24 protein-coding genes and 1 pseudogene are annotated in these 25,711 nt (G+C 48.2%); 23 read left to right on the forward strand and 2 right to left on the reverse strand.

Annotated features, from left to right (window positions below):
• Positions 1–2: 2 nt before the first annotated feature.
• The 7 genes and pseudogenes from mnmA (at position 3) to VSQ32_01590 (ending at position 4,444) form a co-directional block, all read left to right on the forward strand.
• Positions 3–1,082, forward strand: a complete 1,080-nt coding sequence (mnmA, locus tag VSQ32_01560) for a tRNA 2-thiouridine(34) synthase MnmA (GenBank protein MEH2941570.1) — start codon at positions 3–5, stop codon at positions 1,080–1,082.
• Positions 1,083–1,259: 177 nt separating this feature from the next.
• Positions 1,260–2,105 carry a phosphatidylserine decarboxylase gene (locus VSQ32_01565; GenBank protein MEH2941571.1) on the forward strand — a complete coding sequence of 282 codons (846 nt, stop codon included), beginning with the start codon at positions 1,260–1,262 and terminating at the stop codon, positions 2,103–2,105.
• Between the two features lie 66 nt (positions 2,106–2,171).
• Positions 2,172–2,224, forward strand: a pseudogene (locus VSQ32_01570) (hypothetical protein).
• A gap of 41 nt (positions 2,225–2,265) precedes the next feature.
• Positions 2,266–2,391 (forward strand): hypothetical protein, encoded by a 126-nt coding sequence (locus tag VSQ32_01575; GenBank protein ID MEH2941572.1) that lies wholly within the window; start codon positions 2,266–2,268, stop codon positions 2,389–2,391.
• Positions 2,392–2,565: 174 nt separating this feature from the next.
• On the forward strand, positions 2,566–2,937 hold the full coding sequence (locus tag VSQ32_01580) for a GntR family transcriptional regulator (protein ID MEH2941573.1): 372 nt from the start codon (positions 2,566–2,568) through the stop codon (positions 2,935–2,937).
• Positions 2,938–2,942: 5 nt separating this feature from the next.
• Positions 2,943–3,794 carry an ABC transporter ATP-binding protein gene (locus tag VSQ32_01585; protein ID MEH2941574.1) on the forward strand — a complete coding sequence of 284 codons (852 nt, stop codon included), beginning with the start codon at positions 2,943–2,945 and terminating at the stop codon, positions 3,792–3,794.
• The gene (locus VSQ32_01590) at positions 3,791–4,444 is read left to right on the forward strand and encodes an ABC-2 transporter permease (GenBank protein ID MEH2941575.1); all 654 of its coding nucleotides are present in this window, start codon (positions 3,791–3,793) and stop codon (positions 4,442–4,444) included. Before VSQ32_01585 ends, VSQ32_01590 begins: the two co-directional genes overlap by 4 nt.
• Positions 4,445–4,544: 100 nt before the next feature.
• Here VSQ32_01590 and VSQ32_01595 read toward each other — a convergent pair whose 3' ends face one another.
• On the reverse strand, positions 4,545–5,765 hold the full coding sequence (locus VSQ32_01595) for a helix-turn-helix domain-containing protein (protein MEH2941576.1): 1,221 nt from the start codon (positions 5,763–5,765) through the stop codon (positions 4,545–4,547).
• 270 nt (positions 5,766–6,035) lie between these two features.
• On the opposite strand from VSQ32_01595, the gene VSQ32_01600 reads away from it, so the two are divergent.
• The 11 genes from VSQ32_01600 to VSQ32_01650 all read left to right on the forward strand — a co-directional run bounded on the left by VSQ32_01600 (position 6,036) and on the right by VSQ32_01650 (position 18,474).
• Entirely contained in the window at positions 6,036–8,309 is a 2,274-nt protein-coding gene (locus tag VSQ32_01600; GenBank protein ID MEH2941577.1) for a glycoside hydrolase family 2 TIM barrel-domain containing protein, read from the forward strand.
• A gap of 63 nt (positions 8,310–8,372) precedes the next feature.
• Positions 8,373–9,764: a glycoside-pentoside-hexuronide (GPH):cation symporter gene (locus VSQ32_01605; GenBank protein MEH2941578.1), complete on the forward strand. Its 1,392-nt coding sequence runs from the start codon at positions 8,373–8,375 to the stop codon at positions 9,762–9,764.
• Positions 9,765–9,773: 9 nt separating this feature from the next.
• Entirely contained in the window at positions 9,774–10,622 is an 849-nt protein-coding gene (locus tag VSQ32_01610) for an HAD hydrolase-like protein (GenBank protein MEH2941579.1), read from the forward strand.
• A gap of 4 nt (positions 10,623–10,626) precedes the next feature.
• Complete coding sequence (locus tag VSQ32_01615) at positions 10,627–12,399, forward strand: glycoside hydrolase family 3 N-terminal domain-containing protein (GenBank protein MEH2941580.1); 1,773 nt, start codon at positions 10,627–10,629, stop codon at positions 12,397–12,399.
• 19 nt (positions 12,400–12,418) lie between these two features.
• Positions 12,419–13,489, forward strand: a complete 1,071-nt coding sequence (uxuA, locus tag VSQ32_01620; protein ID MEH2941581.1) for a mannonate dehydratase — start codon at positions 12,419–12,421, stop codon at positions 13,487–13,489.
• Positions 13,490–13,504: 15 nt separating this feature from the next.
• Positions 13,505–14,902: a glucuronate isomerase gene (gene uxaC, locus VSQ32_01625; protein ID MEH2941582.1), complete on the forward strand. Its 1,398-nt coding sequence runs from the start codon at positions 13,505–13,507 to the stop codon at positions 14,900–14,902.
• A 39-nt stretch (positions 14,903–14,941) separates the two neighbouring features.
• Complete coding sequence (locus VSQ32_01630; GenBank protein ID MEH2941583.1) at positions 14,942–15,787, forward strand: SDR family oxidoreductase; 846 nt, start codon at positions 14,942–14,944, stop codon at positions 15,785–15,787.
• Between the two features lie 65 nt (positions 15,788–15,852).
• Positions 15,853–16,497: a bifunctional 4-hydroxy-2-oxoglutarate aldolase/2-dehydro-3-deoxy-phosphogluconate aldolase gene (eda, locus tag VSQ32_01635; protein MEH2941584.1), complete on the forward strand. Its 645-nt coding sequence runs from the start codon at positions 15,853–15,855 to the stop codon at positions 16,495–16,497.
• Between the two features lie 44 nt (positions 16,498–16,541).
• On the forward strand, positions 16,542–17,564 hold the full coding sequence (locus VSQ32_01640; protein ID MEH2941585.1) for a sugar kinase: 1,023 nt from the start codon (positions 16,542–16,544) through the stop codon (positions 17,562–17,564).
• A 189-nt stretch (positions 17,565–17,753) separates the two neighbouring features.
• Complete coding sequence (locus VSQ32_01645; protein MEH2941586.1) at positions 17,754–18,095, forward strand: nucleotidyltransferase domain-containing protein; 342 nt, start codon at positions 17,754–17,756, stop codon at positions 18,093–18,095.
• The gene (locus tag VSQ32_01650; protein ID MEH2941587.1) at positions 18,088–18,474 is read left to right on the forward strand and encodes a HEPN domain-containing protein; all 387 of its coding nucleotides are present in this window, start codon (positions 18,088–18,090) and stop codon (positions 18,472–18,474) included. Before VSQ32_01645 ends, VSQ32_01650 begins: the two co-directional genes overlap by 8 nt.
• Before the next feature lie 18 nt (positions 18,475–18,492).
• Here VSQ32_01650 and VSQ32_01655 read toward each other — a convergent pair whose 3' ends face one another.
• Positions 18,493–18,936 carry an NUDIX domain-containing protein gene (locus tag VSQ32_01655; GenBank protein MEH2941588.1) on the reverse strand — a complete coding sequence of 148 codons (444 nt, stop codon included), beginning with the start codon at positions 18,934–18,936 and terminating at the stop codon, positions 18,493–18,495.
• 268 nt (positions 18,937–19,204) lie between these two features.
• Between VSQ32_01655 and VSQ32_01660 the strand changes: the two genes are divergently transcribed.
• From VSQ32_01660 to VSQ32_01680, 5 genes are all read left to right on the forward strand, one after another.
• The gene (locus VSQ32_01660) at positions 19,205–19,735 is read left to right on the forward strand and encodes a MarR family winged helix-turn-helix transcriptional regulator (GenBank protein MEH2941589.1); all 531 of its coding nucleotides are present in this window, start codon (positions 19,205–19,207) and stop codon (positions 19,733–19,735) included.
• Positions 19,729–21,480 (forward strand): ABC transporter ATP-binding protein, encoded by a 1,752-nt coding sequence (locus VSQ32_01665; GenBank protein ID MEH2941590.1) that lies wholly within the window; start codon positions 19,729–19,731, stop codon positions 21,478–21,480. Before VSQ32_01660 ends, VSQ32_01665 begins: the two co-directional genes overlap by 7 nt.
• 23 nt (positions 21,481–21,503) lie before the next feature.
• Positions 21,504–23,459: an ABC transporter ATP-binding protein gene (locus tag VSQ32_01670; GenBank protein ID MEH2941591.1), complete on the forward strand. Its 1,956-nt coding sequence runs from the start codon at positions 21,504–21,506 to the stop codon at positions 23,457–23,459.
• Between the two features lie 183 nt (positions 23,460–23,642).
• On the forward strand, positions 23,643–24,953 hold the full coding sequence (locus tag VSQ32_01675) for a methyl-accepting chemotaxis protein (GenBank protein ID MEH2941592.1): 1,311 nt from the start codon (positions 23,643–23,645) through the stop codon (positions 24,951–24,953).
• A gap of 279 nt (positions 24,954–25,232) precedes the next feature.
• Positions 25,233–25,709: a sigma-70 family RNA polymerase sigma factor gene (locus VSQ32_01680; protein ID MEH2941593.1), complete on the forward strand. Its 477-nt coding sequence runs from the start codon at positions 25,233–25,235 to the stop codon at positions 25,707–25,709.
• Positions 25,710–25,711: the final 2 nt, after the last annotated feature.

The raw sequence follows: 25,711 nt of genomic DNA on the forward strand, positions 1-25,711 counted from the left end.
TTATGGGAAAAAAGAAAGTAGTTGTGGGAATGTCCGGCGGCGTGGATTCTTCTGTGGCAGCCTGGCTCCTGAAAGAACAGGGATATGAGGTCATGGGCGTTACCATGCAGATCTGGCAGCAGGAATCGGAGCAGGTGCAGGAAGAACAGGGCGGCTGCTGCGGCCTGTCCGCGGTGGAGGATGCCAGGCGGGTGGCGGCAATGCTGGATATTCCATATTATGTCATGAATTTCAGAGATGAATTTCAGAAAAATGTAATAGATTATTTTACAGAGGAGTATCTCAGGGGCCATACCCCCAATCCCTGTATTGCCTGTAACCGTTATGTGAAATGGGAATCGCTGTTAAAGCGCAGCATGGCCCTGGGGGCAGATTACATCGCCACCGGCCATTATGCCCGAATCCGGCAGCTTTCCAACGGCAGATTTGCATTGCAGAAGTCCGTTACGGAAGGAAAAGATCAGACCTATGCCCTGTATAATCTGACCCAGCACCAGCTTGCCCATACGCTGATGCCGGTGGGAGATTACAGCAAACAGGAAATCCGCGCCATGGCAGAGAATATCGGACTTCGGGTTGCGGATAAGCCGGACAGCCAGGAAATCTGTTTTATTCCGGATCACGATTATGCCGGTTTTATTGAGCGGGAAAGAAAAGGAGATGTGCCTCCGCCGGGAAACTTTGTCACGAAAGACGGAAAAGTACTGGGCCGGCACAGAGGAATTACCCACTATACCGTCGGCCAGCGCAAAGGCCTTGGAATTGCCATGGGGGTTCCGGTATTTGTGACGAAGCTTCGGCCGGACACCAATGAGGTGGTACTGGGCAGCAATGATGAGGTATTCGGAACGGAGCTTTACGGGGACAGGCTGAACTTTATGTCCATTCCGGAACTGGAGGGGGAACTGGACGTGACAGCCAAAATCCGTTATAATCATAAAGGAGCGCCCTGTACCATTCGGAAAGCGGGAGAAGACAGGGTATTCTGCCGATTCCATGAACCGGTGCGTGCCATTACGCCCGGACAGGCGGTGGTATTTTATGACGGAGATATGGTAGCAGGCGGCGGAACTATTATATAGTTTCGTTTTTGTCTTACAGGAAAGACCTTGTCACGCTAAAGCGTGAAAGTATCTTTCCTGTAAGACAAAAACAAAGATGCACACGCAAATGCAAAGGAAATATGTCGCCAGGGCGACGCATTTGCGGCGCAGAATTTCGTAAAACGAAATTCTTTTTTAGAGAGAATCAGGTGACATATGAAAAAAGAATCATTTACCGTAAGATTTTTATATAAGACAATGTCGGGGCGCATGTTTCTGAAAGTGCTGACCCGGCCTTTTGTATCCAGGGCAGCAGGAAGATTTCTGGATTCCAGGCTGTCCCGGTGGCTGGTGCCCCTGTTTATCAGAAAGCACCATATAGACATGAGTGATTATGAGAAAAAGTACCGCTCTTTTAACGCTTTTTTTACCAGGAAACGTTCCATGGAAGAGATAGATATTACGCCGGAACATCTGATCAGCCCATGCGACGGCTGGCTGAGCGTATATCCGGTCAGCGAAACACAGACTTATCAGATTAAGCATATCGAATACCGGCTGGAGGATTTGCTGAAAAGCCGGAAACTGGCCAGACACTTTGCGGGAGGAACCTGTCTGATTTTCCGGCTGACCCCTCAGAATTATCACCGCTACTGTTATGTCAGCGACGGTACGGTAAGAAGAACCAGGGTTATTCCGGGAAAGCTGCACTGCGTACGCCCCACAGCCTGTGAAGCATTTCCGGTATTTGCAGAAAACAGCAGGGAATATGCACAGATTTATACGCCGAAATTCGGAACCATTATCCAGATGGAAATTGGAGCCATGATGGTGGGGAAAATTCACAATTATCCCAGAGACGGGAAAGTATTTCAGGGGGAAGAAAAGGGATATTTTGAATTCGGCGGCTCCACCATACTTCTGCTGCTGGAAAAAGACCGGCTGGAAGTGAAGGAGGAGATTTGGCAGAACAGCCGGGAAGGACTGGAAACAGAAATCCGTCTGGGTGAACTGGCAGGGGTATGCCCCCGAAACCAGGGAAAAACAGAAGAGAATTTTTAAAAACGGTATATTATATATGTCTGCAAAGGAAACGGAAGTGGCGGAATGAATGAGCTGGAAAAGTGCATGGCAGGGAAATATTATAACTGTCATGACAGGGTTTTTCTGGAATTCAAGACCAGAGCAAGGGATCTGCTGCAGGAATACAATACCCTTGCATATGAGCAGAATAGGAGAGGGCTCCGTCATAGGAGCAGGAAGCGTGGTTACAAAAGATGTGCCTCCGGATTCGCTGGCAGTGGGGAATCCCTGCCGGGTGATTCGTAATATTAATCAGGAACTGTAAATTGACAATACATTTTACAGAACCCCCAAACTGTAAGGCAATACGGTTTGGGGGTTCATTCTTTTGTCTAAATGGATTTGTAATCTCTTATCCTGAAAAATAGAAATAAACACCATATAACAGTTGACAACAGATAAATACTGTTATATACTGTTATGCGTAAGGAGGAAGAACATGAAGGTTATTATCAACACATCCTTAATGGTTCCCATATATGAGCAGATTACAGACCAGATAAAAACCCTCATACGCAATGGAGAACTAAAGGAAAACGATAGTCTTCCGTCTGTCCGCACACTGTCAAAGGAACTGAAAATCAGCGCTTTAACAGTAAAAAAGGCATATGACACTCTGGAAAGCGAGGGCTTTACCATAACCGTACATGGAAAAGGAACCTATGTGGCGGCTGTCAACACTGAGCTTTTGCTGGAAGAGCAGAAAAAAGAACTGGAAGCTGATCTGGAACAGGCAATCCGGAAAGGCAGGCGCTGCGGAATCAGCGACGAAGATATTAAGAGTTTATTTGAATTGATTTTGGAGGGCTGATGAATATGCTGAAATTAGAACATTTCAAAAAAGAATACGACAATTTTTCTCTGGACTGTTCTCTGGAAGTACGGGAAGGCTGTGTGACCGGCCTGATTGGGCAGAACGGTGCAGGAAAAAGCACCGCTTTTAAAGGGGCATTGGGACTGATTTCCGCGGACGGCGGCAATGTTGCCATTTTTGGAAAAAATTTGTCGGAATTTACGCCGGAGGACAGAGAACATTTAGGCGTGGTCCTCTCTGATTCCGGATTCAGCGGATATTTAACGATTCACGATATTATCCCTGTTCTGAAAAATCTGTATAAAGAGTTTGATTATCCCTTTTTCACAGAACAGGTACGCAGATTCGGGCTGCCCATGGATAAAAAAATGAAAGAATTTTCAACGGGAATGAAAGCAAAGCTGAAAATGCTTGCGGCAATTTCCCACAATGCCAGGCTGTTAATCCTCGATGAGCCCACCGCAGGGCTTGACGTGGTTGCCAGAGATGAATTGCTGGATATGCTGCGGGAATTTATGGAACAGGATGAGAGACGCTCTATTCTTATCAGTTCCCATATATCGAGTGATCTGGAAACTTTATGTGACGATGTTTATATGATACACAACGGAAAAATAATATTACATGAAGATACGGATGTTTTGCTGAGCGATTATGGTTTGCTGAAGGCAGAGGGAGAACAGTTTAACGAAATGGAGAAACAGTATATCCTGCGTTACCGAAAGGAAGCCTGGGGGTATAGCTGTCTGACCGGTCAGAAACAGTATTATATGGAAAACTATCCGAAAATCGCAGTAGAAAAAGGAACGATTGACGCAGTGATTACAATGATGATAAGGGGGCAGGAATTATGAAAGGTTTATTGATTAAGGATTTCAGACTGATGAAAGGACAGAAAAATTTCTTCTTCGTCATTGTTGTCATATCCGTCGGCATGGCGGCTTTTTCAGAAGATTTGTCATTTATGATGAGCTTTCTTCCTTTTGTGTTGTCGCTATTTACATTAAGCACCATAAGTTATGACGAATTTGACAACGGGAATGCGTTTTTATTTACGCTGCCTGTCAGTCGCGCAGGTTACACCATTGAAAAATATTGCCTCGCACTTCTGCTGGGCGGCGGTGCCTGGGTGTTGTCAGTGCTTTTAGCCATGGGTGCCGTCATATTGCGGGAAACAGCGTCCCTTTCTGAAACGGTGATGATGGCAGTGATGATGTTGCCTCCATTGATTGTGATTCAGGCAGTTATGATACCTTTTCAGTTAAAATTCGGCGGCGAAAAAGGACGAATTGCTCTGATTGGTGTGTTTGGCCTGCTGTCTGTGATTGGAATTGCGGCTGTGAAAGCAGCCCGGATGTTCAGGATTGATATAGAAGATATGCTCGGCATCCTGTCTGCGGCAAGTATGGGAACTATAGTGGCCGCGCTTATGGTTATAGCAGTGATTCTTCTGCTGATATCTGTAAAAATCAGTATTTCCATTATGAAAAACAAAGAATTTTAGGAGGGTATATAGTATGCTATGTGTAGTGGCACTGATTGTTTTTGCTTACTGGCTCCTGGTAAAGCGGAACAGGAAATAAGCAGTGATATCTGATATCAATTTACATTTCCCGTTCCCATCCGGTCTGTTCCCGGTAAACCTTCGGCGTGCATCCCGTGCGCTTTTTGAACATTCTGCTGAAATAATACACGTCCGGGACGCCGCATTTCTCCGCAATGCTTTTGATGGGGAAATCCGTAGCCACCAGCAGTTTTTTGGCCTGTTCCACCCGCTGGCGGTTGACATAATCCGTAAGGGGGACGCCCACCTCCCGTTTAAACAGGGTGGACAGGTAGCTGGCATTCACGTTCAGCAGTTCTGCCATGGCATTCAGGCTCAGATTTGAAGTCAGGTCGGTACTGATATACGTCATGACTTTCCGGGTGAGCAGGGAGTAGTCTTTGAGGGTATGTTTGCGCACCATACGGCAGTAATTGCGCACAAGCTGCAGCTGGATTGCGTTGCACTGGGCTTTGCTGGAAGTCTGCTCAATCAGCTTTACATTCAGATTGGAATGGGCGTCAATATGAATGGGGTGCACGCCGGCCTGTTCTACGGTTTTGCGCAGCAGGGTATTAAAGGCTATGGCATAGTCCTTGCTGTCCCTGAGGCTGCAGGGCAGCCGGTATGGCAGGTTATGTCCGGCCAGACTGGAAATAATGCTCAATGCCCTGGTTTCATTGCCGCTGGCCACCGCGTCCAGAATCTGCCTTTCAATGGCATATCGTTCTTCTATCATACGGATATTCATCCGGGAATCTTCCACATTGCTGTAATGGACACAGGTTTCATACCAGCTGTCCCTGTCATTAAAATCATCATACACAAGTTCGTACTGGTTTTCGCCAAACAGATAATTTCCAAGGGTAAGAAAAATATTGCTGTAAACCGTGGGAGCCGGAAAGCTGGTCAGCCGCAGGTAGAATCCCTGCAGAACAGGCTGCTGGTTCTCCGGAATTTTCATTTTCCGAAACAGCTCTTTCAGCCGGGAAGGAGGCATTTCTTCCAACAGCACAGGGCCGCAGACCATCAGTCTGCGGCTGTTTGGAATACGCATCATGGTATAAGTGCAATACAGGGCGTCTTTCAGGTAGTATATGGTATTTTCTTTCAGTTTATCCAGATAGTTTCGGATAAACTCATGGTCGTGATTTTCCAGGATGGCAGAACGGAGGCCGAAATCCAGCCAGGAATAATCTTCACAGGGCAGGGTGATGCAGTGAATCGGAATGGCGTTATTTTTCAGTAAATCCTGTACAAACGACAACAATATCTGCTCCATGACAGTCAACCTCTTTTCTGATTCAATTCTGAACAGTTACAAAAATTTTATATATTTTTGCATATTTTTCAGGTGAAATCAACGCAAAATAAAAATAATGCAAAAAGTACCAAAAATCGTATCTCGCCAGAGTATGTAAAGAAATGTAGCATGTAAAATGCACATAAATGACAAAATATGACAAAGAAACATTGCGTGTATTGTGGGAAATGACGTATAAAAAATACTTTATCTGGAAAAATATTGTAGGAAATGAAAAGGAGGAATGATATGAGAAATGTGATTAATCTGAACGGGGAGTGGAAATTTTCAAAAGAAAATAAAAAGCTCCCTGAATCAATGCCTCAGGACTGGGAACCGGTGGAACTGCCCCACACCTGGAACGCTGTGGACGGTCATGACGGAAACGGAAGTTATGACAGAGGATGCTACTGGTATGTCAGAACCTTCGAGACCCCCAGGCAGCCTCTGAAAGGCGGACGGGTATTTCTGGAAATACTGGCTGCCGGACAGCAGGCCACCGTATATGTGAACGGAAAAGGGGAATATTACCATGAAGGAGGATATTCCACTTTCCGGGCAGATATTACGGACGCCTGCAAAGAAGAAGGGGAAAACCTGCTGGCCATTGCCTGCAGCAATGAAAACAAAAGCAGCGTCTATCCTCAGTCTGCGGATTTTACTTTTTACGGGGGACTTTACCGGGGCGTAAATTTAATCAGCGTGCCGGAAGCTCATTTTGATCTGGAGCACTGGGGCAGTATTGGATTTATGGTAACTCCGATGCCCGACGGCAACGGCGGAGCGGAATTTAAACTGGAGTCCTGGCCGGTGCATACGGATGAGAATTTTACCGTTATGTACAGCATTAAAAATGCGGAAGGAACGGAAGTTGCCAGCGCAGTGCGTCCGGCAGACAGCACGGAGGTAAGGGTATATGTGCCGGATGTGACGCTATGGGACTGTGACAATCCGTATCTGTACACGGTGACAGCAACATTGCAGCGGCGCAATGAGGCATACGATGAGGTTTCGGTGCGGGCAGGAGTTCGCAGCTTTTACTGCGATCCGGACAAAGGATTTATTCTGAACGGAGTTCCCACTCCTCTGCGGGGGGTCAGCCGCCATCAGGACATGCTCTATAAGGGAAATGCCCTGACCAGGGAAGACCATTACAACGACGCCCGCATGATTAAGGATTTGGGCGCAAATACCATCCGGCTGGCCCATTACCAGCATTCCCAGGACTTTTATGACGCCTGTGACGAGCTTGGATTTGTGGTGTGGGCGGAGATTCCTTTTATCAGCGTAATGAATGAAGACCCGGCGGCCCATCAGAATTGTATTTCTCAGTTAAAGGAGCTGGTACTTCAGAATTACAATCATCCCAGTATCTGTTTCTGGGGCATTTCCAATGAGATTCTGATTGGAGGTATTTCAGAACAGCTTGTGGAAAACCATAAGGAACTGAATGCATTGTGCAAACGGATGGATTCCACCCGGCTTACCACCATTGCCCATGTATCCATGACGCCTGAAGACAGCCCGGTGCACGGGATTACGGATGTGGAAAGTTACAACCATTATTTTGGCTGGTACGGCGGAAAAATGGAGGATAACGGCCCCTGGTTTGACCGGTTTCACGAAGAACATCCGGAGATTTCCATCGGTGTTTCCGAGTACGGCTGCGAGGGAATTATCAACTGGCATGGGCCCAAACCGGCCTGCAAGGATTACAGCGAGGAATACCAGGCCCTTTATCACGAGCATATGGCAAAGGTACTGGATGAGCGGCCCTGGCTCTGGTCCAGCCATGTATGGAATATGTTTGATTTCGGATGTGCGGCCAGAAATGAGGGCGGCGTGGCAGGAAGGAACAATAAAGGCCTGGTGACCATGGACCGGAAAACGAAAAAGGACAGCTATTATATTTACAAAGCATACTGGAGCCGGGAACCCATGATTCATCTCTGCGGCAGGCGGTATGCGCAGCGTGCAGGAGAAACCACGGAAATCCGGGTGTACTCCAATCAGCCCATGGTATCTCTGTATGTAAACGGAGTGCTGGAAAGCGTGAAATCTGCAGAAAAAGTATTTGTCTTTTCCGTGGCATTGAAAGAGGGTTTCAATTCCATTCTTGCTGCGGCAGGGGACTGCAAAGACAGCATGACCATTGAGAAAGTGGAAAAAGAACCGGAAATCTACGTGCTGCCGGAGGTAAATGAGCGGGCAGAAGGAGTGGCCAACTGGTTTAAACTGGCGGGAAATCTGGATTTGAAAGCGCCTATGGAATTTCCGGAGGGTAAATATAATGTTCGCTGTACCATGGAAGAAATCGCCAGATCACAGAAAGCCATGGAGATTACCGCCAGGGCCATCAAGCTGGCAACAAACTTTGATCTGGCTCCGGGTGTGGGCATGTGGGACATGATGAAAAACATGAAGCCGGAAGACATGGCAAATATGGCAGGTTCCATGATGCCGGAAGGATTTGTGGAAAGCCTGAATGCCCAGTTAATCCAGATTGACAGGGAAAAGGCATAATTCACAGAAAAATAACAAATACTGTTCAGGTATTTTAAAACTTTAGAAAAGAGAGGGAATGCTATGGGAGCAAATTCTGAATCTTCGGTCCGGCCTTTTGGCATGAAGGACAAAATCGGATATATGTTCGGTGATTTCGGAAATGATTTCACATTTATTTTATCTTCCAGCTTTATGCTGAAATTTTATACGGATGTGATGGGGATCAGCGCCGGTCTTGTGGGCGGTCTTATGATGGCGGCCCGGTTTATCGACGCTTTTACCGATGTAACCATGGGGCAGATTGTGGACCGCTCCAGGCCCACCAAAGACGGAAAATTCCGTCCCTGGATAAAGCGGATATGCGGTCCGGTGGCCATTGCTTCGTTTTTGATTTATCAGTCGGCTTTTGCAGATATGGCGTATGGATTTAAGGTGTTCTGGATGGCTGTCACCTACATACTGTGGGGCTCTATCTTTTACACCGCTGTGAATATTCCTTATGGTTCCATGGCTTCCGCCATATCGCCGGATCCGAAACACCGGGCGGAGCTGTCCACCTGGAGAACCATCGGGGCCACGCTGGCGGGACTTGTAATCGGCGTGGGTACGCCGCTGTTTGCCTTTGAGACAGTGAATGGAAATACGGTTCTTTCCGGGCCACGTATGACCATAATTGCAGGGGTGTTCAGTGTGCTGGCTATTCTCTGTTACCTGCTCTGTTTTAACCTGGTGCGGGAACGTGTGGACGTGCCGGCCAACAACCAGAAGCTGGAAATCGGAAAACTGCTGAAAAGTCTGGTGACGAACCAGTCCCTGCTGGGCATTATTGCGGCAGCCATTGCCCTGCTTCTGGCTCAGCTTACCATGCAGGGAATGGCGGGATTTGTATTTCCCAATTTTTACGGAAGCCCTGAGGCACAGTCGGCGTCCACACTGGCAGGCTCCATTGCAGTGCTGGCAATCTGTGCGCCGCTGGCGGTAAAACTGTCCACCCAATTCGGAAAAAAAGAACTGTCCATTGCCTCCTGCCTGGTTTCGGCGGCGGTTTTTCTCCTCTGCTTCCTTGTCCATCCGGCAAATCCTTTCGTATATGTGGGATTTTTTACGGTAGCTTATGTGGGAATGGGATTTTTCAATACCATCATATGGGCCATGATTACAGACGTGATTGACGATGCGGAAGTGAAAAATAATGTGCGGGAGGACGGAACCATTTATGCGGTGTACTCCTTTGCAAGAAAAGTGGGACAGGCCCTTTCTTCCGGTCTGACCGGAGTGCTTCTTGCCATGATTGGCTATACCCAGGCCACAGCCTTTGACCCGGATGTGACGGAGGGGATTTTTAAAATGTCCTGTATTGCTCCGGCCATCGGTTTTGTGCTGGTTGCTCTCTGCCTCTGGTTTATCTATCCTCTGAATAAGAGACGGGTGGAAGAAAACGTGGCGGAACTGGCCCGGCGTCATAAGGGATAAGGAGGAATCATGTCAGATAAACGTTCAGATTATGTAAAACGGAATGATTTCCTCATCTGTGTGGACAGCGACGGCTGCGCCATGGATACCATGAATATCAAGCATTTCCGGTGTTTCGGCCCGTGCATGGTGGCAGAGTGGGGACTGGAACCATGGCGGGAGGCAATTCTGGAGCGTTGGAATGAAATCAACCTCTACACCATGACCAGGGGAATCAACCGTTTCAAAGGACTGGCAAAAGCCCTGAGGGAGATACAGGAAACATACTGTGAAATTGAAGAACTGGAAACCCTGGAGCAGTGGGTGGAAGAAACACCGGAGCTGTCCAATGAGGCTCTGAGAAATAAAATTGCGGAGGCGGACAGTGTCTGTCTCCGAAAAGCCCTTTCCTGGAGCTGTTCCGTAAACCAGTCTGTGGAAGAACTGGATGAAGCTGAAAAACAGCCTTTTCCGGGGGTAAAAGAGGCATTAAAAGAGGCATATCAGATTGCGGATGTTGCCGTAGTGTCCAGCGCCAATCCGGAAGCGGTGATGAAGGAGTGGGAGACGCACGGGCTTCTGGATTACACGGACGTGGTTCTGGCTCAGGATTCCGGCAGTAAATCATACTGTATCAGCCGGCTTTTAAAACGGGGTTATGCACCGGAGAAGGTGCTGATGTGCGGAGACGCGCCGGGAGATCTGGAGGCTGCAAAACAGAACGGCGTCTGTTTTTATCCCATTCTGGCAGACCGGGAGGCGGAGAGCTGGAAGGAATTTCGGGAAACCGGACTGAAACATTTACTGGAGCAGACTTACAGCGGACCGTATCAGAGGGAAAAAACAGAGCAGTTTCTTATGAGATTAAAGGAGGATTAAACTTATGGTAGATATGAAAGCAAAGCCCTTTTACCTGTCAGAGGAGGACTGCAGGTGGGTGGAGGATACCATTGCAGATATGACGGTGGATGAAAAAATAGGCCAGTTATTTTTCAATATGGGTTCCAGCCGGGAGGAAGATTATCTGAAAATGACGGTGAAGGATTATCACATCGGCGGAATCCGGTACAATCCGGGAACGTCAGATGAAATTTATGAGCAGAACCGGATTTTACAGGAAAACAGCAAAATTCCCCTGATTATTGCCTGCAATACGGAAAATGGCGGAGACGGCGCCTGCACCGACGGAACCACCATCGGAAGCCAGACGAAAATTGCCGCTACCGGAAATGCGGAATATGCTTATCAGCTTGGATATATGTCCAACAGGGAAGCGGCGGCTGTGGGCTGCAACCTTTCCTTTGCGCCGGTCAGCGATATTCTGTATAACTGGGAAAATCCGGTGATTGGTCTGCGTACGTACGGAAACGACCCGAAACGGGTGGCTGAACTGACAGAAGCCTACATGGAAGGGGCCCATGCGAATCCGGGGTTCTGCTGCGCAGCCAAGCATTTTCCGGGAGACGGGCTGGATTTCCGCGACCAGCACGTGGCCAACAGCGTGAACTCCATGAGCTGTAAGGAATGGGACGAGACCTTTGGTATGGTGTATCAGAATCTGATTGACAACGGGCTGGAAGCCATTATGGCGGGACATATTATGCAGCCGGCCTATGCAAGGCATTTTAATCCGAATCTCACCGATGATGAGATGATGCCGGCCACATTATCCCCGGAGCTGATACAGGGCCTTCTTCGGGAAAAGCTGGGCTTTAACGGCATGGTACTGACAGATGCTTCCCATATGGTGGGTCTTACCTGCCGTATGAAGCGCAGTGATGTGCTTCCGGCCGCTATTGCAGCCGGTGTTGACATGTTCCTGTTCTTCAATGAGATGGAAGAAGATTTTGCCAGCATGAAGCAGGGCTATCTGGACGGGAGAATTACAGAGGAACGTCTGGATGACGCCCTGCATCGGATTCTGGCGCTGAAAGCCCATATGGGGCTTCACATAAGGGCGAAGACAGAGCTTATGCCGCCCGGAGAAAAGATCCATGAAATCGTGGGCTGCAAGGCTCATAAGGAAATGCAGGAAGAAATTTCCGATAAGGCCATTACGCTGGTGAAATATAAGGACAAACATGTGCTGCCCGTTACCCCCCAGCGTTATAAACGGATTATGATTGTCTATGTGAAGGGCCTGTCCGCGCCGGGAATCGGGGCATTTTTTGCAGCGAAAAAATCTCCCGCGGAGGTACTGAAAGAAAAGCTGTGTGCCCAGGGATTTGACGCATTTATCTATGAAAGCCCCATAGAACAGATGCAGAAAAAAATGCAGGCCGGAGAGAAGCCTGATATCAACATGTATTTTGCGGGGAAAACCCCCATTAAAGAATTCCGGGAACGTCAGGATCTGATTATTACTCTGGTGGATATTCCCGGAGGTTTCCAGCCTGTTGCCCGTCCTGCATTCGGCATGACAAAGGGCGGCGGGGAGATTCCCTGGTATGTATTTGAGCTTCCGGTGGTGGTAGTGGGAGTACAGCACCCCTTTGTGCTGGCGGATATCCCCCAGGCCAGAACCTATATCAATACCTATGACAGCAAAGAGCCTACGCTGGACGCTCTGGTGGCAAAACTGATGGCAGGGGAAGAAGCATTTACCGGAACAGATCCGGTGGATTCCTTCTGCGGGCTTTTTGACACACGGATTTAGCAGGGAAAGGAGGGATATTATGCAGATGACATTTCGCTGGTATGGGGAAGGGAACGACAGCATTACCCAGGAGCAGATTAAACAGATTCCCGGTGTGACCGGGCTGGTGTGGGCATTGCATGGCAAAGCGGCGGGAGAGGTCTGGGAAGTGGATGAAATCGAGAACATGCGCCGGCAGATTGAGGGATATGGTTTTAACATGGATGTGGTGGAAAGTGTCAACGTCCATGATGATATCAAAATCGGCCTGCCTTCCCGCGACCATTATATAGAAAATTATAAACAGACACTGCGCAACCTTTCCCGGTTCGGTGTGAAAGTGGTGACCTATAATTTTATGCCGATTTTCGACTGGACCAGGACAGATTTGTTCCATCCCATGGAGGACGGTTCCACCGCATTGTTTTATGAAAAAGCCAAAATTCAGGAAGATTATAAAGAGATGGCAGATTATATTCTGAAAAACCTGCATGGAATGACATTTCCAGGCTGGGAGCCGGAGCGTATGGCCAGACTGGACGAGCTGTTTGAAGCCTACCGTCCCGTGACAAAAGAAAAACTCTGGGAAAATCTGAAATATTTCCTGGAGGCCATTATGCCCGTCTGCCATGAGACAGGCATTAAGATGGCTATTCATCAGGACGATCCGCCCTGGGATATTTTCGGCCTTCCCAGACTGCTGGTGGATAAGGAATCCATCGGCCGCCTGCTGTCCATGGTAGACGACGACCATAACTGCCTGTGCCTGTGTTCCGGCTCCCTGGGAGCAAATCAGGAGAACAATGTGCCGGATATTATCCGTTCTTACTGTGACCGGATTGCCTTTGCCCATATCCGCAACGTGAAGCATTTCCCCAACGGGGATTTTACCGAAGCCTCCCACCGGGACTGTGACGGAGATGTGGGAATTCTGGAAATTATGCGGGCCTACCACGACTGCGGATATGACGGATATATCCGCCCCGACCATGGCCGCCATATCTGGGGCGAGCAGTGCCGGCCGGGGTACGGCCTGTATGACAGAGCCCTTGGCATTATGTATATGTGGGGCTGCTGGGATATGCTGGAGCGGGAAGCCGGGAATATATAAAAGGAGAAAAGCAATATGAGGACATTTATGGATGAAAATTTTCTGCTGTCAACTTCCACAGCGGAACAGCTTTATCACGAGACAGCGGAAAAACTTCCCATCCTTGATTATCACTGCCATATCAGCCCCAGGGAAATTGCAGAGGATCGGAAATTTGAAAATATCGCCCGGCTCTGGCTGGGCGGCGACCACTATAAATGGCGGGTGATGCGGGCCGGGGGAATTACCGAGGATAAAATTACCGGGGATGCTCCGGATTTGGAAAAATTCCGGGCTTTTGCCGGTGTTATGCCGAAACTTATGGGCAACCCCATTTATCACTGGAGCCATCTGGAACTTCGGCGGGTATTTGGAATTACGGATTTGCTGACCCCGGAATCTGCGGATGATATTTACGATTGCTGCAACGAAATCCTGAAGGGGTATTCTCCCCGTTCCCTGATGAAAAAATTCAATGTGCGGGCCATCTGTACCACGGACGACCCCCTGGACAGCCTGATATATCACGATAAAATCAAGGCAGACTCCGCCATGGATATCAGAGTGCTTCCGGCGTTCCGGCCGGATGGGGCGGTCAGTATTGACAAACCGGGATTTGCAGAATATATCCGGAAACTGTCGGCAGTGACAGGACGTAAGCTCGCCACCGCAGAAGATGTGGTGGAAGCCCTGGGCGACCGCATGGATTACTTTGAGGCCCATGGATGTCTGTGTGCAGACCATGGACTGGATTACTGTATGTTTGAAAAGCCGGACAGAATGGAGGCGAACCGGGCTTTCTCCATGGCCATGGAAGGTATCTGCCCGGAGCGGAAGCTGGGAGACGCCTATAAGACGCTGGTTACCATTGGATGCGCTGTCAAATATGCCCGGAAGAACTGGGTTATGCAGATTCATTTCGGATGCCTGAGAAATACCAGAAAGGCTCAGTTTGACCGTCTCGGCCCGGATACGGGATATGACGCAGTCAACAGTCAGTCCGGCGTGGAACATGTGGCGCCCCTGTTAAATGCTTTCGAAGAATATGGGGATCTGCCCAAAACCATTCTCTACTCCCTGAATCCTGCGGATAATACAGCCCTTGCCACCATTATGGCATGTTTTCAGGGCGGAGGCATACCGGGGAAAATCCAGCAGGGCAGCGCCTGGTGGTTTAACGATAACCGTCATGGAATGCGCAGCCAGCTTACGGAACTGGCGGCCAACGGGGTACTGGGCTGCTTTGTGGGAATGCTGACGGATTCCCGCTCTTTTCTGAGCTATACCCGTCATGAATATTTCCGCCGGGTGCTCTGCGAACTGGTGGGAGAATGGGTGGAAAGCGGCCAGTATCCTGCAGACGGGAAGGAGCTGGAGCGGCTTATCCGGAATCTGTGTTATCAGAATACATTGAATTATTTCGGGTTTTGGTAGCAGAACATTTTTGCAGCAGAAAGAAAGGAAACAGAACTTATGTTGGAATTACCATTAAATATTGATTTTACCGATAAAGTCGTGGTGGTGACCGGGGCCGGAGGCGTGCTCTGCGGCACCATGGCAAAAGCCTTTGCACAGGCGGGAGCAAAGGTGGCGGCTCTGGATTTAAACCAGGAAGCGGTGGAGAAGCTGGCGGAAGAATCCAAAGCGGAAGGGTTTATTTTAAGGGGATACAAAGCAAATGTACTGGAGGCGGACGAACTGGAAAAAGTCCATCAACAGATTCTTTCTGATTTGGGGCCCTGTGACATTCTGATTAATGGGGCAGGCGGAAATAATCCAAAGGCCACCACGGATAATGAGTATCATCATGAGAGAACAGAAGGGCAGAAAACATTTTTTGATCTGGAACCCGGCGGAGTAGACTTTGTATTTAAGCTGAATTTTCAGGGGACTCTGCTGCCCGCCCAGGTATTTGCCAGGGATATGGCGGAGCGGGAATCCGGGTGTATCCTGAATATTTCCTCCATGAACGCCTATATCCCTCTGACGAAAATCCCGGCCTATTCCGGAGCAAAAGCAGCAGTGTCTAATTTTACCCAGTGGCTTGCCACCCATTTTGCCGGGACAGGAATCCGCTGTAATGCCATTGCGCCGGGATTTCTGGTGTCAAACCAGAACCGGACACTGCTGTTTCAGGAGGATGGTTCTCCCACGCCCCGTACCAGCAAGATTCTGGCGGGCACGCCCATGAGACGGTTTGTGGAGGAGAAGGAACTGCTGGGCGCGGTGTTCTTCCTCTGCGACGACTGCGCCGCCAGCGCAATTACCGGCGTGGTGCTGCCCATTGACGCGGGATATTCGGCATATTCCGGCGTGTAAACGGGTTCCCCGGTACAGAATACTGAGAAATCAGAAGGCTGAGATATGAGATTGGAGAAAAAAATATGAATGAATTTAACCGGAAAATATCAGAAATCGGCATTGTGCCGGTCATTAAGCTGAACCATCCCGAACGGGACGCCGCTCCTCTGGCAAGGGCGCTCTGCGGGGGAGGAGTACCTGTTGCGGAGGTAACATTTCGTGCGGCAGGGGCAGATAAGGCCATTCGCCTGATGAAGGAAGCCTGTCCGGAAATGACAGTGGGAGCCGGAACGGTCACCACAAAAGAGCAGATTGACGATGTGCTGGAAGCCGGCGGGGAATTTATTGTCAGCCCCGGATATGACCAGGAGCTGGTGGATTATGCGGCCAGAAAGAAGCTGCCCATATTTCCGGGCTGCACCACCCCTACGGATTATCACGCGGCTTTAAAATCAGGCCTTGAACTGATTAAGTTTTTCCCGGCGGAACAGTCCGGAGGCCTTTCCAAAATCAGGGCCATGAGCGCGCCTTTTCCCATGTTCCGGGTAATGCCCACAGGCGGTATTTCCCTGAAAAATCTGGAGGAATATATGGAATCCCCCATTATTGCCGCATGCGGCGGCTCCTATATGGTGACGGAGGAGTTGATTGACAGCCAGAACTGGGACGAAATTACGAAATTATGTAAAAAGTCCCGTGAAATTGTGGAGAAAGCCCGCAGACAGTAAAGACTGCGGTGAAAAATGAAAATGGAAAAGGAGAAACACCGGAAATGGCAAAAGTGATTACATTTGGAGAAATTATGCTGCGTCTTGCCCCGGAGGGGTATTATCGTTTTTTCCAGAATGACCGTATGGAAGCTACCTTCGGCGGCGGCGAAGCCAATGTGGCCGTGTCTCTGGCCAATTACGGAGTGGATACGTCATTTGTGACGAAGCTGCCGGAACATGCCATAGGCCAGGCAGCCGTAAACAGCCTGCGCCGGTATGGGGTGGATACCTCCGGGATTGTCCGGGGCGGAGAACGGGTAGGCATTTATTTTTTGGAGAAAGGGGCTTCCCAGCGCGGTTCCGTGTGCATTTATGACAGGGCCCGTTCTGCCCTTCAGATGGCAGCGGTTTCGGATTTTGACTGGGAAACTATTTTCCAGGGAGCAGAGTGGTTCCACTTTACCGGGATTACTCCGGCCCTTGGAGAAAATCTTGTGGAAATCTGCCGGGAAGCCTGTCGGGCGGCAAAAGCCCAGGAAGTGAAAATTTCCTGCGATTTGAATTACCGGGGAAAGCTCTGGAGCAGAGAGGAAGCCCGGACAGCCATGACGGACCTCTGCCAGTATGTGGATGTGTGTATTTCCAATGAGGAAGACGCAAAGGATGTGTTTGGCATAGAGGCGGAGCACACGGATATTTACGGAGGAAAGATCAATAAGGAAGGCTATAAGAGCGTGGCAAAACAGTTAGCGGACAGGTTTGGATTTGAGAAGGTGGCTATTACCCTGCGCACCTCCATCTCCGCCAGCGACAATAACTGGGCGGCCATGCTTTATGATGGAGAACAATACTGTTTCTCCAGAGAATACCATCTGCATATTACCGACCGGGTAGGAGGCGGAGACAGCTTCGGAGGCGGACTGATTTACGGGCTTTTGCATGGAAAAAGCACCCGGGAAGCGGTAGAATTTGCAGTGGCGGCTTCCGCATTGAAGCATTCCATCGAGGGAGATTATAATCTGGTAACTGTTTCAGAGGTGGAGAAGCTGGCCGGGGGCGACGGTTCCGGAAGAGTGCAGCGGTAAAAGACGCCGACCTGGCAGTGAAACATGGGAAAACAGAAAAGAAAACTGTGACGGAAGGAATCCTGTTTGCGAGAAAATCGTTTCCAGGATTCTTTTTCTTGCTTTTGAGAAAAAGATATTATATGATACAGGCAGGAAATGAAACAGACAATCGAAAGCAGCGCCATCAGAGGAAAAGGAGACATAGCAATGTGTACGAAAAATGGACTGAATACAGTGGTACAAAGACTGGCACATATATATCGTTCCGTGTATGGCGGAGAGCTTGTTCAGGTGATTCTGTACGGTTCTTATGCAAGAGGAGATTATAGTGGAGAATCTGATGTGGATATTGTTGCCATCGTACATGGGGAGCGTACTGTACTGCAGGAACAGTTAAAAAAAGTATGGGATTTGTCATGTGAACTGGAATTGGAGTATGGTATGTTAATTTCTCCTACAGTGATTCCCTATGAAGAATTTGAAAAGTACAGGCAGGATCTGCCTTATTACCAGAATATTGCTCAGGAGGGAGTGGTGGTAGTTGCCTGAAAACAGAAAAGAGCTGATGGAGTACCGTCTTGAAAGTGCCAGGGAGCGTCTGAAATCGGCAAAAGTGCTGCTGGAATGCGGAAGTTATAAGGATTCTGTGGGAAGGTCTTACTACGCAATGTTTACGGCTGTCAGAGCGCTTCTGGCAAAAGACGGAATTGATTATTCCAAACATGCCGGAGTCATTTCTTATTTTCAGAAAGAATATATCAAAACAGGACAGCTCGATAAAAAGTATTCCAAATATTTGAGTCAGGCATTTCAGATAAGAAATAACACAGATTATTCAGATTTTTTTATGGTTTCTCAGTCAGACGCAAAAGAGCAGTATGACAAAGCAGAGGAGTTTCTGGATGTAATTGGAAAATATCTGGCATAGTAAAATGTACAGTTAAATTTATGGGATTTGTAAGATTCTTTTTCGGACTTCTTCCAGCAGCAGAGGCTGTATCAGGGGATACGTCCATTCCTGTTCTTCTGGCAGTTTGTCCACCAGAATAATTTTTTCTATTTCACTGTGGAGTTCGGGCTCGAAACTTTGAATATCAGCATAAAACAGCATTCCGAAAGAGATTTCTCCGGTCTCATTTACTCTGGTTTTACCGGTTACGGAATAAGCGCATACAGGCTGCAGGGTGAAAGAAACTGCGCCTGTTTCTTCATACAGTTCCCGCCGGGCGGTCTGAAAGATGGTTTCCTGTCCTTCCCTCCGTCCGCCGGGACATTCCCAGGTAGCGCGCTCTCTGTGCCTGCAGAATACCCATTTTCCATCTGCTCTGGCGGCAATAACCGCAAATTTCAATAACATGTCTTCTGCCTGTTCGTAAAATTCAACTTTCATCTATACCTCCGGAAATGCTTCTCTGTACAGATATTATACCATAATCACTCCGTGATAAGATATGGTAATCTATGCGCACTTCGGCGCGTATAATATCTGACGATATTATAGCTTGTCCACAGAGGAAGGTCAAGGGAGTTTCCAATAAAAACAGAACTTATATTCGAATAAATAATTTTAGAAAATGTTTCTTGACAATATAATTTATCTGCATATAATAGTTCCATATAAAACAATTAAAATTTGTTTTCAGGAGGCGCGCCATGAAATGAACAGAAAAAATACGCTGGGTTTTCTGATAAAAACGCTGGATAATCTGTTTTTTCGGAATATGATTGCATTTGAAACCAGTCAGAAAGGGATTGATGAAGTGACGGTTATGCATGGCTGGATTCTGGGCTTTCTGTATGAGAATGCCGGCAGGGAGATTTTTCAGAAAGATATAGAAACGGAATTTTCCATTGCCAGATCCACGGTCACCAGCATTGTCAAGCTGATGGAGAAAAAAGGATATATCTGCCGGGAATCCGTAAAGCAGGACGCCCGCTTAAAGAAACTGGTTCTGACCGAAAAGGGCAGAGAGATTCATGAGCAGCATATCGGGTATATTGATATGCTGGAAGAACAATGCAAACGGAATATTACACCGGAGGAAATGGAGCTGTTTCTGAGGGTTGCAGGAAAACTGAAGCGGAATCTGGAGGAAGATATTGGGCGCAGTTATTCACAGATTTGCGTTTCCAGGAAAAAACAGAAGAAGAGTGATTTCAGGACGGATAAGGAGGGACAGGAATGGTAAAAACAATTTTGGGACAGGTAAAGGAATTTAAGAAAGATTCCCTTATCACACCTGTCTGTATGATTCTGGAAGTGATTATGGAAATGCTCATACCGTTGTTAATGGCTGCCATAATTGACAACGGTGTGGAAAAAGGGGATATGAATTATATTTACAGGACGGGGGCTGCCATGATGGTGCTGGCGGCACTGGGCCTGCTGGCAGGCATGATGGGGGCAAAATATGGAGCCAGTGCGTCTACAGGTCTTGCAAAGAACCTGAGAACTGCCATGTTTGATAATATTCAGAGTTTTTCCTTTGCCAATATTGACAAATTTTCCACAGCGGGCCTGGTAACCCGTCTGACTACGGATGTTACCAATATCCAGAACGCATATCAGATGATACTGCGGATGTGCGTGCGTGCGCCCATCAGTATGATAACCGCCATGATTATGGCGTTTCTGATTAATGCCAGACTGGCAAGTATTTACCTGATTGCCGTAATTCTGCTGGGATGCTGCCTGTTTCTGATTATGAGAAAGGCTACCGGATATTTCAGAGAAATATTTCCAAAATATGATGATCTGAATGCCAGTGTACAGGAAAATGTATCGGCCATCCGGGTGGTGAAGGCTTATGTGCGGGAAGATTATGAAAATGAGAAATTTACCGGAGCCAGCGGTAATATTTACAATATGTTTACCAAAGCGGAGAATATTCTGACCTGGAATGCACCCCTTATGCAGGTGGCCGTCTACGGCTGTATTCTGGCCATAAGCTGGCTGGGAGCCAAAATGATTATCACTGACGCCCTGACCACCGGGCAGCTTATGAGCCTGCTGACCTACTGCATGAATATTCTCATGAACCTGATGATGCTTTCCATGATTTTTGTTATGGTGACCATGAGTATGGCCAGCGCGGAACGTATCGCAGAAGTGATTAACGAAACCAGCAGCCTGTCCAACCCGGAACATTCCGTGACAGAAGTGCCGGATGGAAGGATTGTCTTTGAGCATGTGGACTTTGCCTATCATGCAAAAAGTGAGGAACCGGTATTGAAGGACATCAATCTGGAAATCCGGGCAGGAGAGACCATTGGCATTATCGGCGGCACCGGAAGCGCCAAGTCCAGCCTGGTGAACCTGATCAGCCGCCTGTATGATGTGACTGCCGGCAGCGTGTCCGTGGGCGGCATTAACGTAAAATCATATGATATGGAAGCATTGCGGAATCAGGTGTCGGTGGTGCTCCAGAAAAATGTGCTGTTTTCCGGTACCATACTGGAAAATCTCCGGTGGGGAGATAAAAATGCCACAAAAGAAGATTGTGTCCGGGTGTGCAAAATGGCATGTGCCCATGAATTTATTAAACAGTTTCCGGATGGATATGATACTTATATTGAACAGGGCGGAAGCAATGTGTCCGGCGGCCAGAAGCAAAGGCTCTGTATTGCCAGGGCGTTGCTGAAAAAGCCGAAAATTCTGATTCTGGATGATTCCACCAGTGCTGTGGATACAGCCACCGACAGTAAAATCCGGCAGGCCTTTGCCACGGAAATTCCGGATACCACAAAACTGATTATTGCCCAGCGCGTTTCCAGTGTGCAGAATGCGGACCGGATTATTGTGATGGATAACGGAAAGGTGGCTGATTTTGGCAGCCATGAAGAATTACTGAAAACCAGTGAAATCTACCGGGATGTGTATGAGTCTCAGACGGGAGGCGGCGGAGATTTTGACCAGCAGGGAGGTGAAAAATAATGGCAGAAGCAGGAAAAGCAGAAATGCATAAAAAGCAGGAAAACGTACGGAGCACAGGGCCTCAGCCAAAAGGGCCTGGGGGAAAAGGGCCGCGGGGGCCGAAACCGAAGATTAAGAATCCTGGAAAACTGTTTGCCAGGCTGATGAAGTATATTTTTGCCAACTATAAATTTCACATTATCTTTGTGGCGGTGGGTATTCTTGTGGGGGTGTTTGCAAATGTGCAGGGCACTCTGTTCATGCAGACATTGATTGATGATTACGTTTTGCCTTTGATGGGCACAGAGCATCCGGATTTCGGCCCTCTGACGGCAGCCATCGGCCGGGTAGGTGTGATTTACGGTGTGGGGGCCCTTTTCACCTGGGCCTATAACCGGGTGATGGTAAAAGTGACTCAGGGAACGCTGCGCAGGCTCCGGGACGAGATGTTCACCCATATGGAAAGCCTGCCGATTAAATACTTTGACACCCATTCCCATGGAGATATCATGTCCGTATACACCAATGACATTGATACGCTGCGGCAGATGATCAGCCAGAGCCTGCCTCAGCTTTTATCCAGTATTATCATGGTGGTGAGCGTTCTGGCCAGCATGATGATTCTGAATGTACCCCTGACCGTTGTTACCCTTCTGATGGTGGCGGTCATGTTGTTTGCCACCAAAACATTTGCGGGAAAGAGCGGAAAATATTTCATTGCCCAGCAGAAGGATCTGGGAAAAGTCAACGGCTATATTGAAGAGATGATGGAAGGACAGAAAGTGGTAAAAGTATTCTGCCACGAGGAGGAGAGCAAAAAGCGCTTTCAGGATTTGAATGAGGAACTGTTTGCAAGCGCCAACAGTGCGAATAAGTTTGCAAATATGCTGGGCCCTGTGAATCTGCAGCTTGGAAATATGAGTTATGTGGTCTGCGCTGTGGTGGGCGGAATTCTTGCTCTGAACCATACGGGCGGTTTTACACTGGGAGGACTTGCCAGTTTTCTGGCCTTTAACCGGAGCTTTAACATGCCCATTAACCAGGTGAGCCAGCAGTTAAACAGCGTAGTGATGGCTCTGGCAGGAGCAGAGCGTGTATTTGCCCTGCTGGATGAAAAACCTGAGGCGGACAACGGATATGTAACGCTGGTCAATGCCAGAAAGGAAAACGGTGTTCTGACAGAGTCAGAGCAGCGGACCGGACTGTGGGCCTGGAAACATTTCCATCAGGCAGAAGGCACCACAGATTATATTGAACTGACCGGGGACGTGGTGTTTGATGATGTGGACTTCGGATATAATCCGGACAAAATCGTCCTCCACAACGTAAAAATGTTTGCAAATGCAGGACAGAAAATCGCATTTGTAGGTTCAACAGGAGCTGGAAAAACCACCATTACCAATCTGATTAACCGGTTCTATGATATTCAGGACGGAAAAATCCGGTACGACGGAATCAACATTAATAAAATCAGAAAAGCAGACCTGCGGCGTTCTCTTGGAATTGTACTGCAGGATACCCATCTGTTTACCAACACGGTTATGGAAAATATCCGGTATGGGAAGCTGGACGCCACGGACGAGGAAGTCATTGCCGCCGCAAAACTTGCCAATGCGGATAAATTTATACGCAGGCTGCCGGAAGGATATCACACCATGCTTACCGGAGACGGAGCCAATCTGAGCCAGGGACAGCGGCAGCTTCTGGCCATTGCCAGAGCAGCGGTGGCGGACCCGCCGGTACTGATTCTGGATGAAGCTACCAGCTCCATTGATACCAGAACGGAACGTCTGGTACAGGACGGTATGGATAAACTGATGAAAGGCAGAACTACCTTTGTCATTGCCCACAGGCTTTCCACGGTGCGAAACAGCGACTGTATTATGGTGCTGGAGCAGGGCAGGATTATTGAGCGGGGTACCCATGATGACCTGATTGCCCGGCAGGGCAGATATTATCAGCTCTACACAGGGAAAATGCCGGGACTGGCCGCAGAATAAAAAGCTGGAAATTTCGGAAGAAGTGTAGTATATTTACACTGAGTTTACACTGAGGAGGGACCCAACGGAGTTGGGAGGAGACCTGAGTGTGCAGAAACTGAGGAGGGACCCAACGGAGTTGGGAGGAGACCTGAGTGTGCAGAAACTGAGGAGGGACCCAACGGAGCTGGGAGGAGAAGAAAAATGCAGAAGACAGAGAAAAGCAGAAAACTGCTGGGAGCTGCCCTTGGCGTGGCGGTCATGCTTATTTTGATTATCGGAGGAAGCTCCGTGGGCATTCTTCAGCTTGTTTCAAATGGAAAAATGTCCGTTTTTGACGGAATGGTGGCACTGGTTGTTGTTGACATTATTATTCTGGCAATTGTACTGGCGGCGGGAAAGAGGCTGTTTGACAGGATACATATTATTGTGGGGAATCTTGGCAGGATTGCGGACGGAAGCCTGACGCTGGAAGATAACAGGCTGGCAGAGTGGAGAGATGAGCTGGGAGAAATGGTACGCTCCATGAATTCTCTGGTGGTGTCTTTTGCACAACTGATTACCAGTGTGAATAATGCCACAGATTCGCTGACGGAAGTTTCGGAAGATTTTAACGATTCTTTTCGGAATCTGGCTGCCGCTATGGAAATAGTGGACAGAGAAGTGGGTTCCATCGGAGGAAATACAGCTTCCCAGGCAGAGCGGACACAGGATATCAGTATACAGATTACGGAGATGAGCCATGCCATTGACGTGATTGCAGAAAATGTGGGAATGCTCACCAGAAGCGCGGATACCATGAAAAACTGCAGTGAGACTGCCGAGAAAATTATGGGAGATCTGGTTTCTATCAATCAGACCAGCAGTCAGGCCATTTCAGAGGTAAGAGCTCAGACAGCTGTGACGAATCAGTCAGCCATGCAGATTCGCACCGTTACGGAGATTATTGCCGGAATTTCCAGTCAGACCAATCTTCTGGCATTGAATGCCAGTATTGAAGCGGCAAGAGCCGGAGAACAGGGCAGAGGATTTGCGGTGGTGGCAGAGGAAATCCGTACGCTGGCAGACCAGTCCGGAGAATCTTCAGAACAGATTAATAATATAGTAAATGAACTGATTCAGAATTCCAATGTGAGTGTGGATATTACACAGAAAGTTGCCGAAGCCTTTCAGAGACAGACGGAGAAAATTCAGGAGACAAAAGGAATTTTCACATCGCTGAACCATGAAATTGAGCAGGTAGGAGACTCCATCGGCGGAATTGCCTCAGAAGTAACGGGACTGAAAACTTCCAAAGATACCATAGAGGACGGCGCAGCCACATTGACAGAGACGGCGGAAGCCAATACCAGGAGCGCTCAGGATACTCTGGAATCCATGGAAGAATTTAAGGAAATCGTGGAAAAATGCAAATCATCCACGGAACAGATACAGACTGTATCCGGGGAACTGATTGAAAATATCCATAAATTTGATATCAGAAAATTAAAAGAAGAAGTCCGGGAAATTTTATAATTCCCTGCCGGAGCAGGAAAAGGACCGGAACATAAGAAAGACCCCCGCTCGCACGGAACTATGTGAGCGGGGTTTTCTTATCTTATAGGAAACACCGTGTTACTGTGAAGTACTAAAGTGTATGGATTTCCTATAAGATAAAACTCTTCCGTCAGCAAAATAAAATGCAACATTCTGGCAGGAAAAGGACTCTTATAATATAAATGGAGAAATGAAAGAGATATGTACATAGATTAGATAAATCCGGATATCCGATTCACTTCAGGAGGGAGGCTCCATATGGAAGAATTTATGCGGTGTTATGAAAAAGTCTATCCGCAGATGTACCGAACAGCCTGGCTTTATCTGCAGAACCGGCAGGAAGCAGAAGACGCAGTGCAGGACGCGGTACTGGCTGCGTATGAAAAATATGATCAGCTCAGGGACAGAGAAAAATTCGGGCCCTGGATTATGCAGATTCTGGTAAATCGCTGCAGGAGAAGGAGTAAAACCTGGTTTCGCAGGGAGGAACGTATGGAGGATATTTCTTCCGCACAGGAAAAATCCCTGTCCGTAGAACCGGATTTTGCCACGGCGTCTGCAGTGAAACAGGTTTTTTGGGAGTTGAAAGAGGAGGAACGGTTTGTGGTGGCTTTATCCGTGTTTGGCGGATATACCAGCGAGGAAATTGCGGGCATTCTGGGAAAGAACCACAGTACCGTCCGCTCCGGGTACCGGAGGGCGCTCCAAAAAATGAGAAAGAAGCTGGAGGTGTAAGG

Source organism: Lachnospiraceae bacterium JLR.KK002 (assembly GCA_036941025.1).
GTDB lineage: Bacteria > Bacillota > Clostridia > Lachnospirales > Lachnospiraceae > Petralouisia.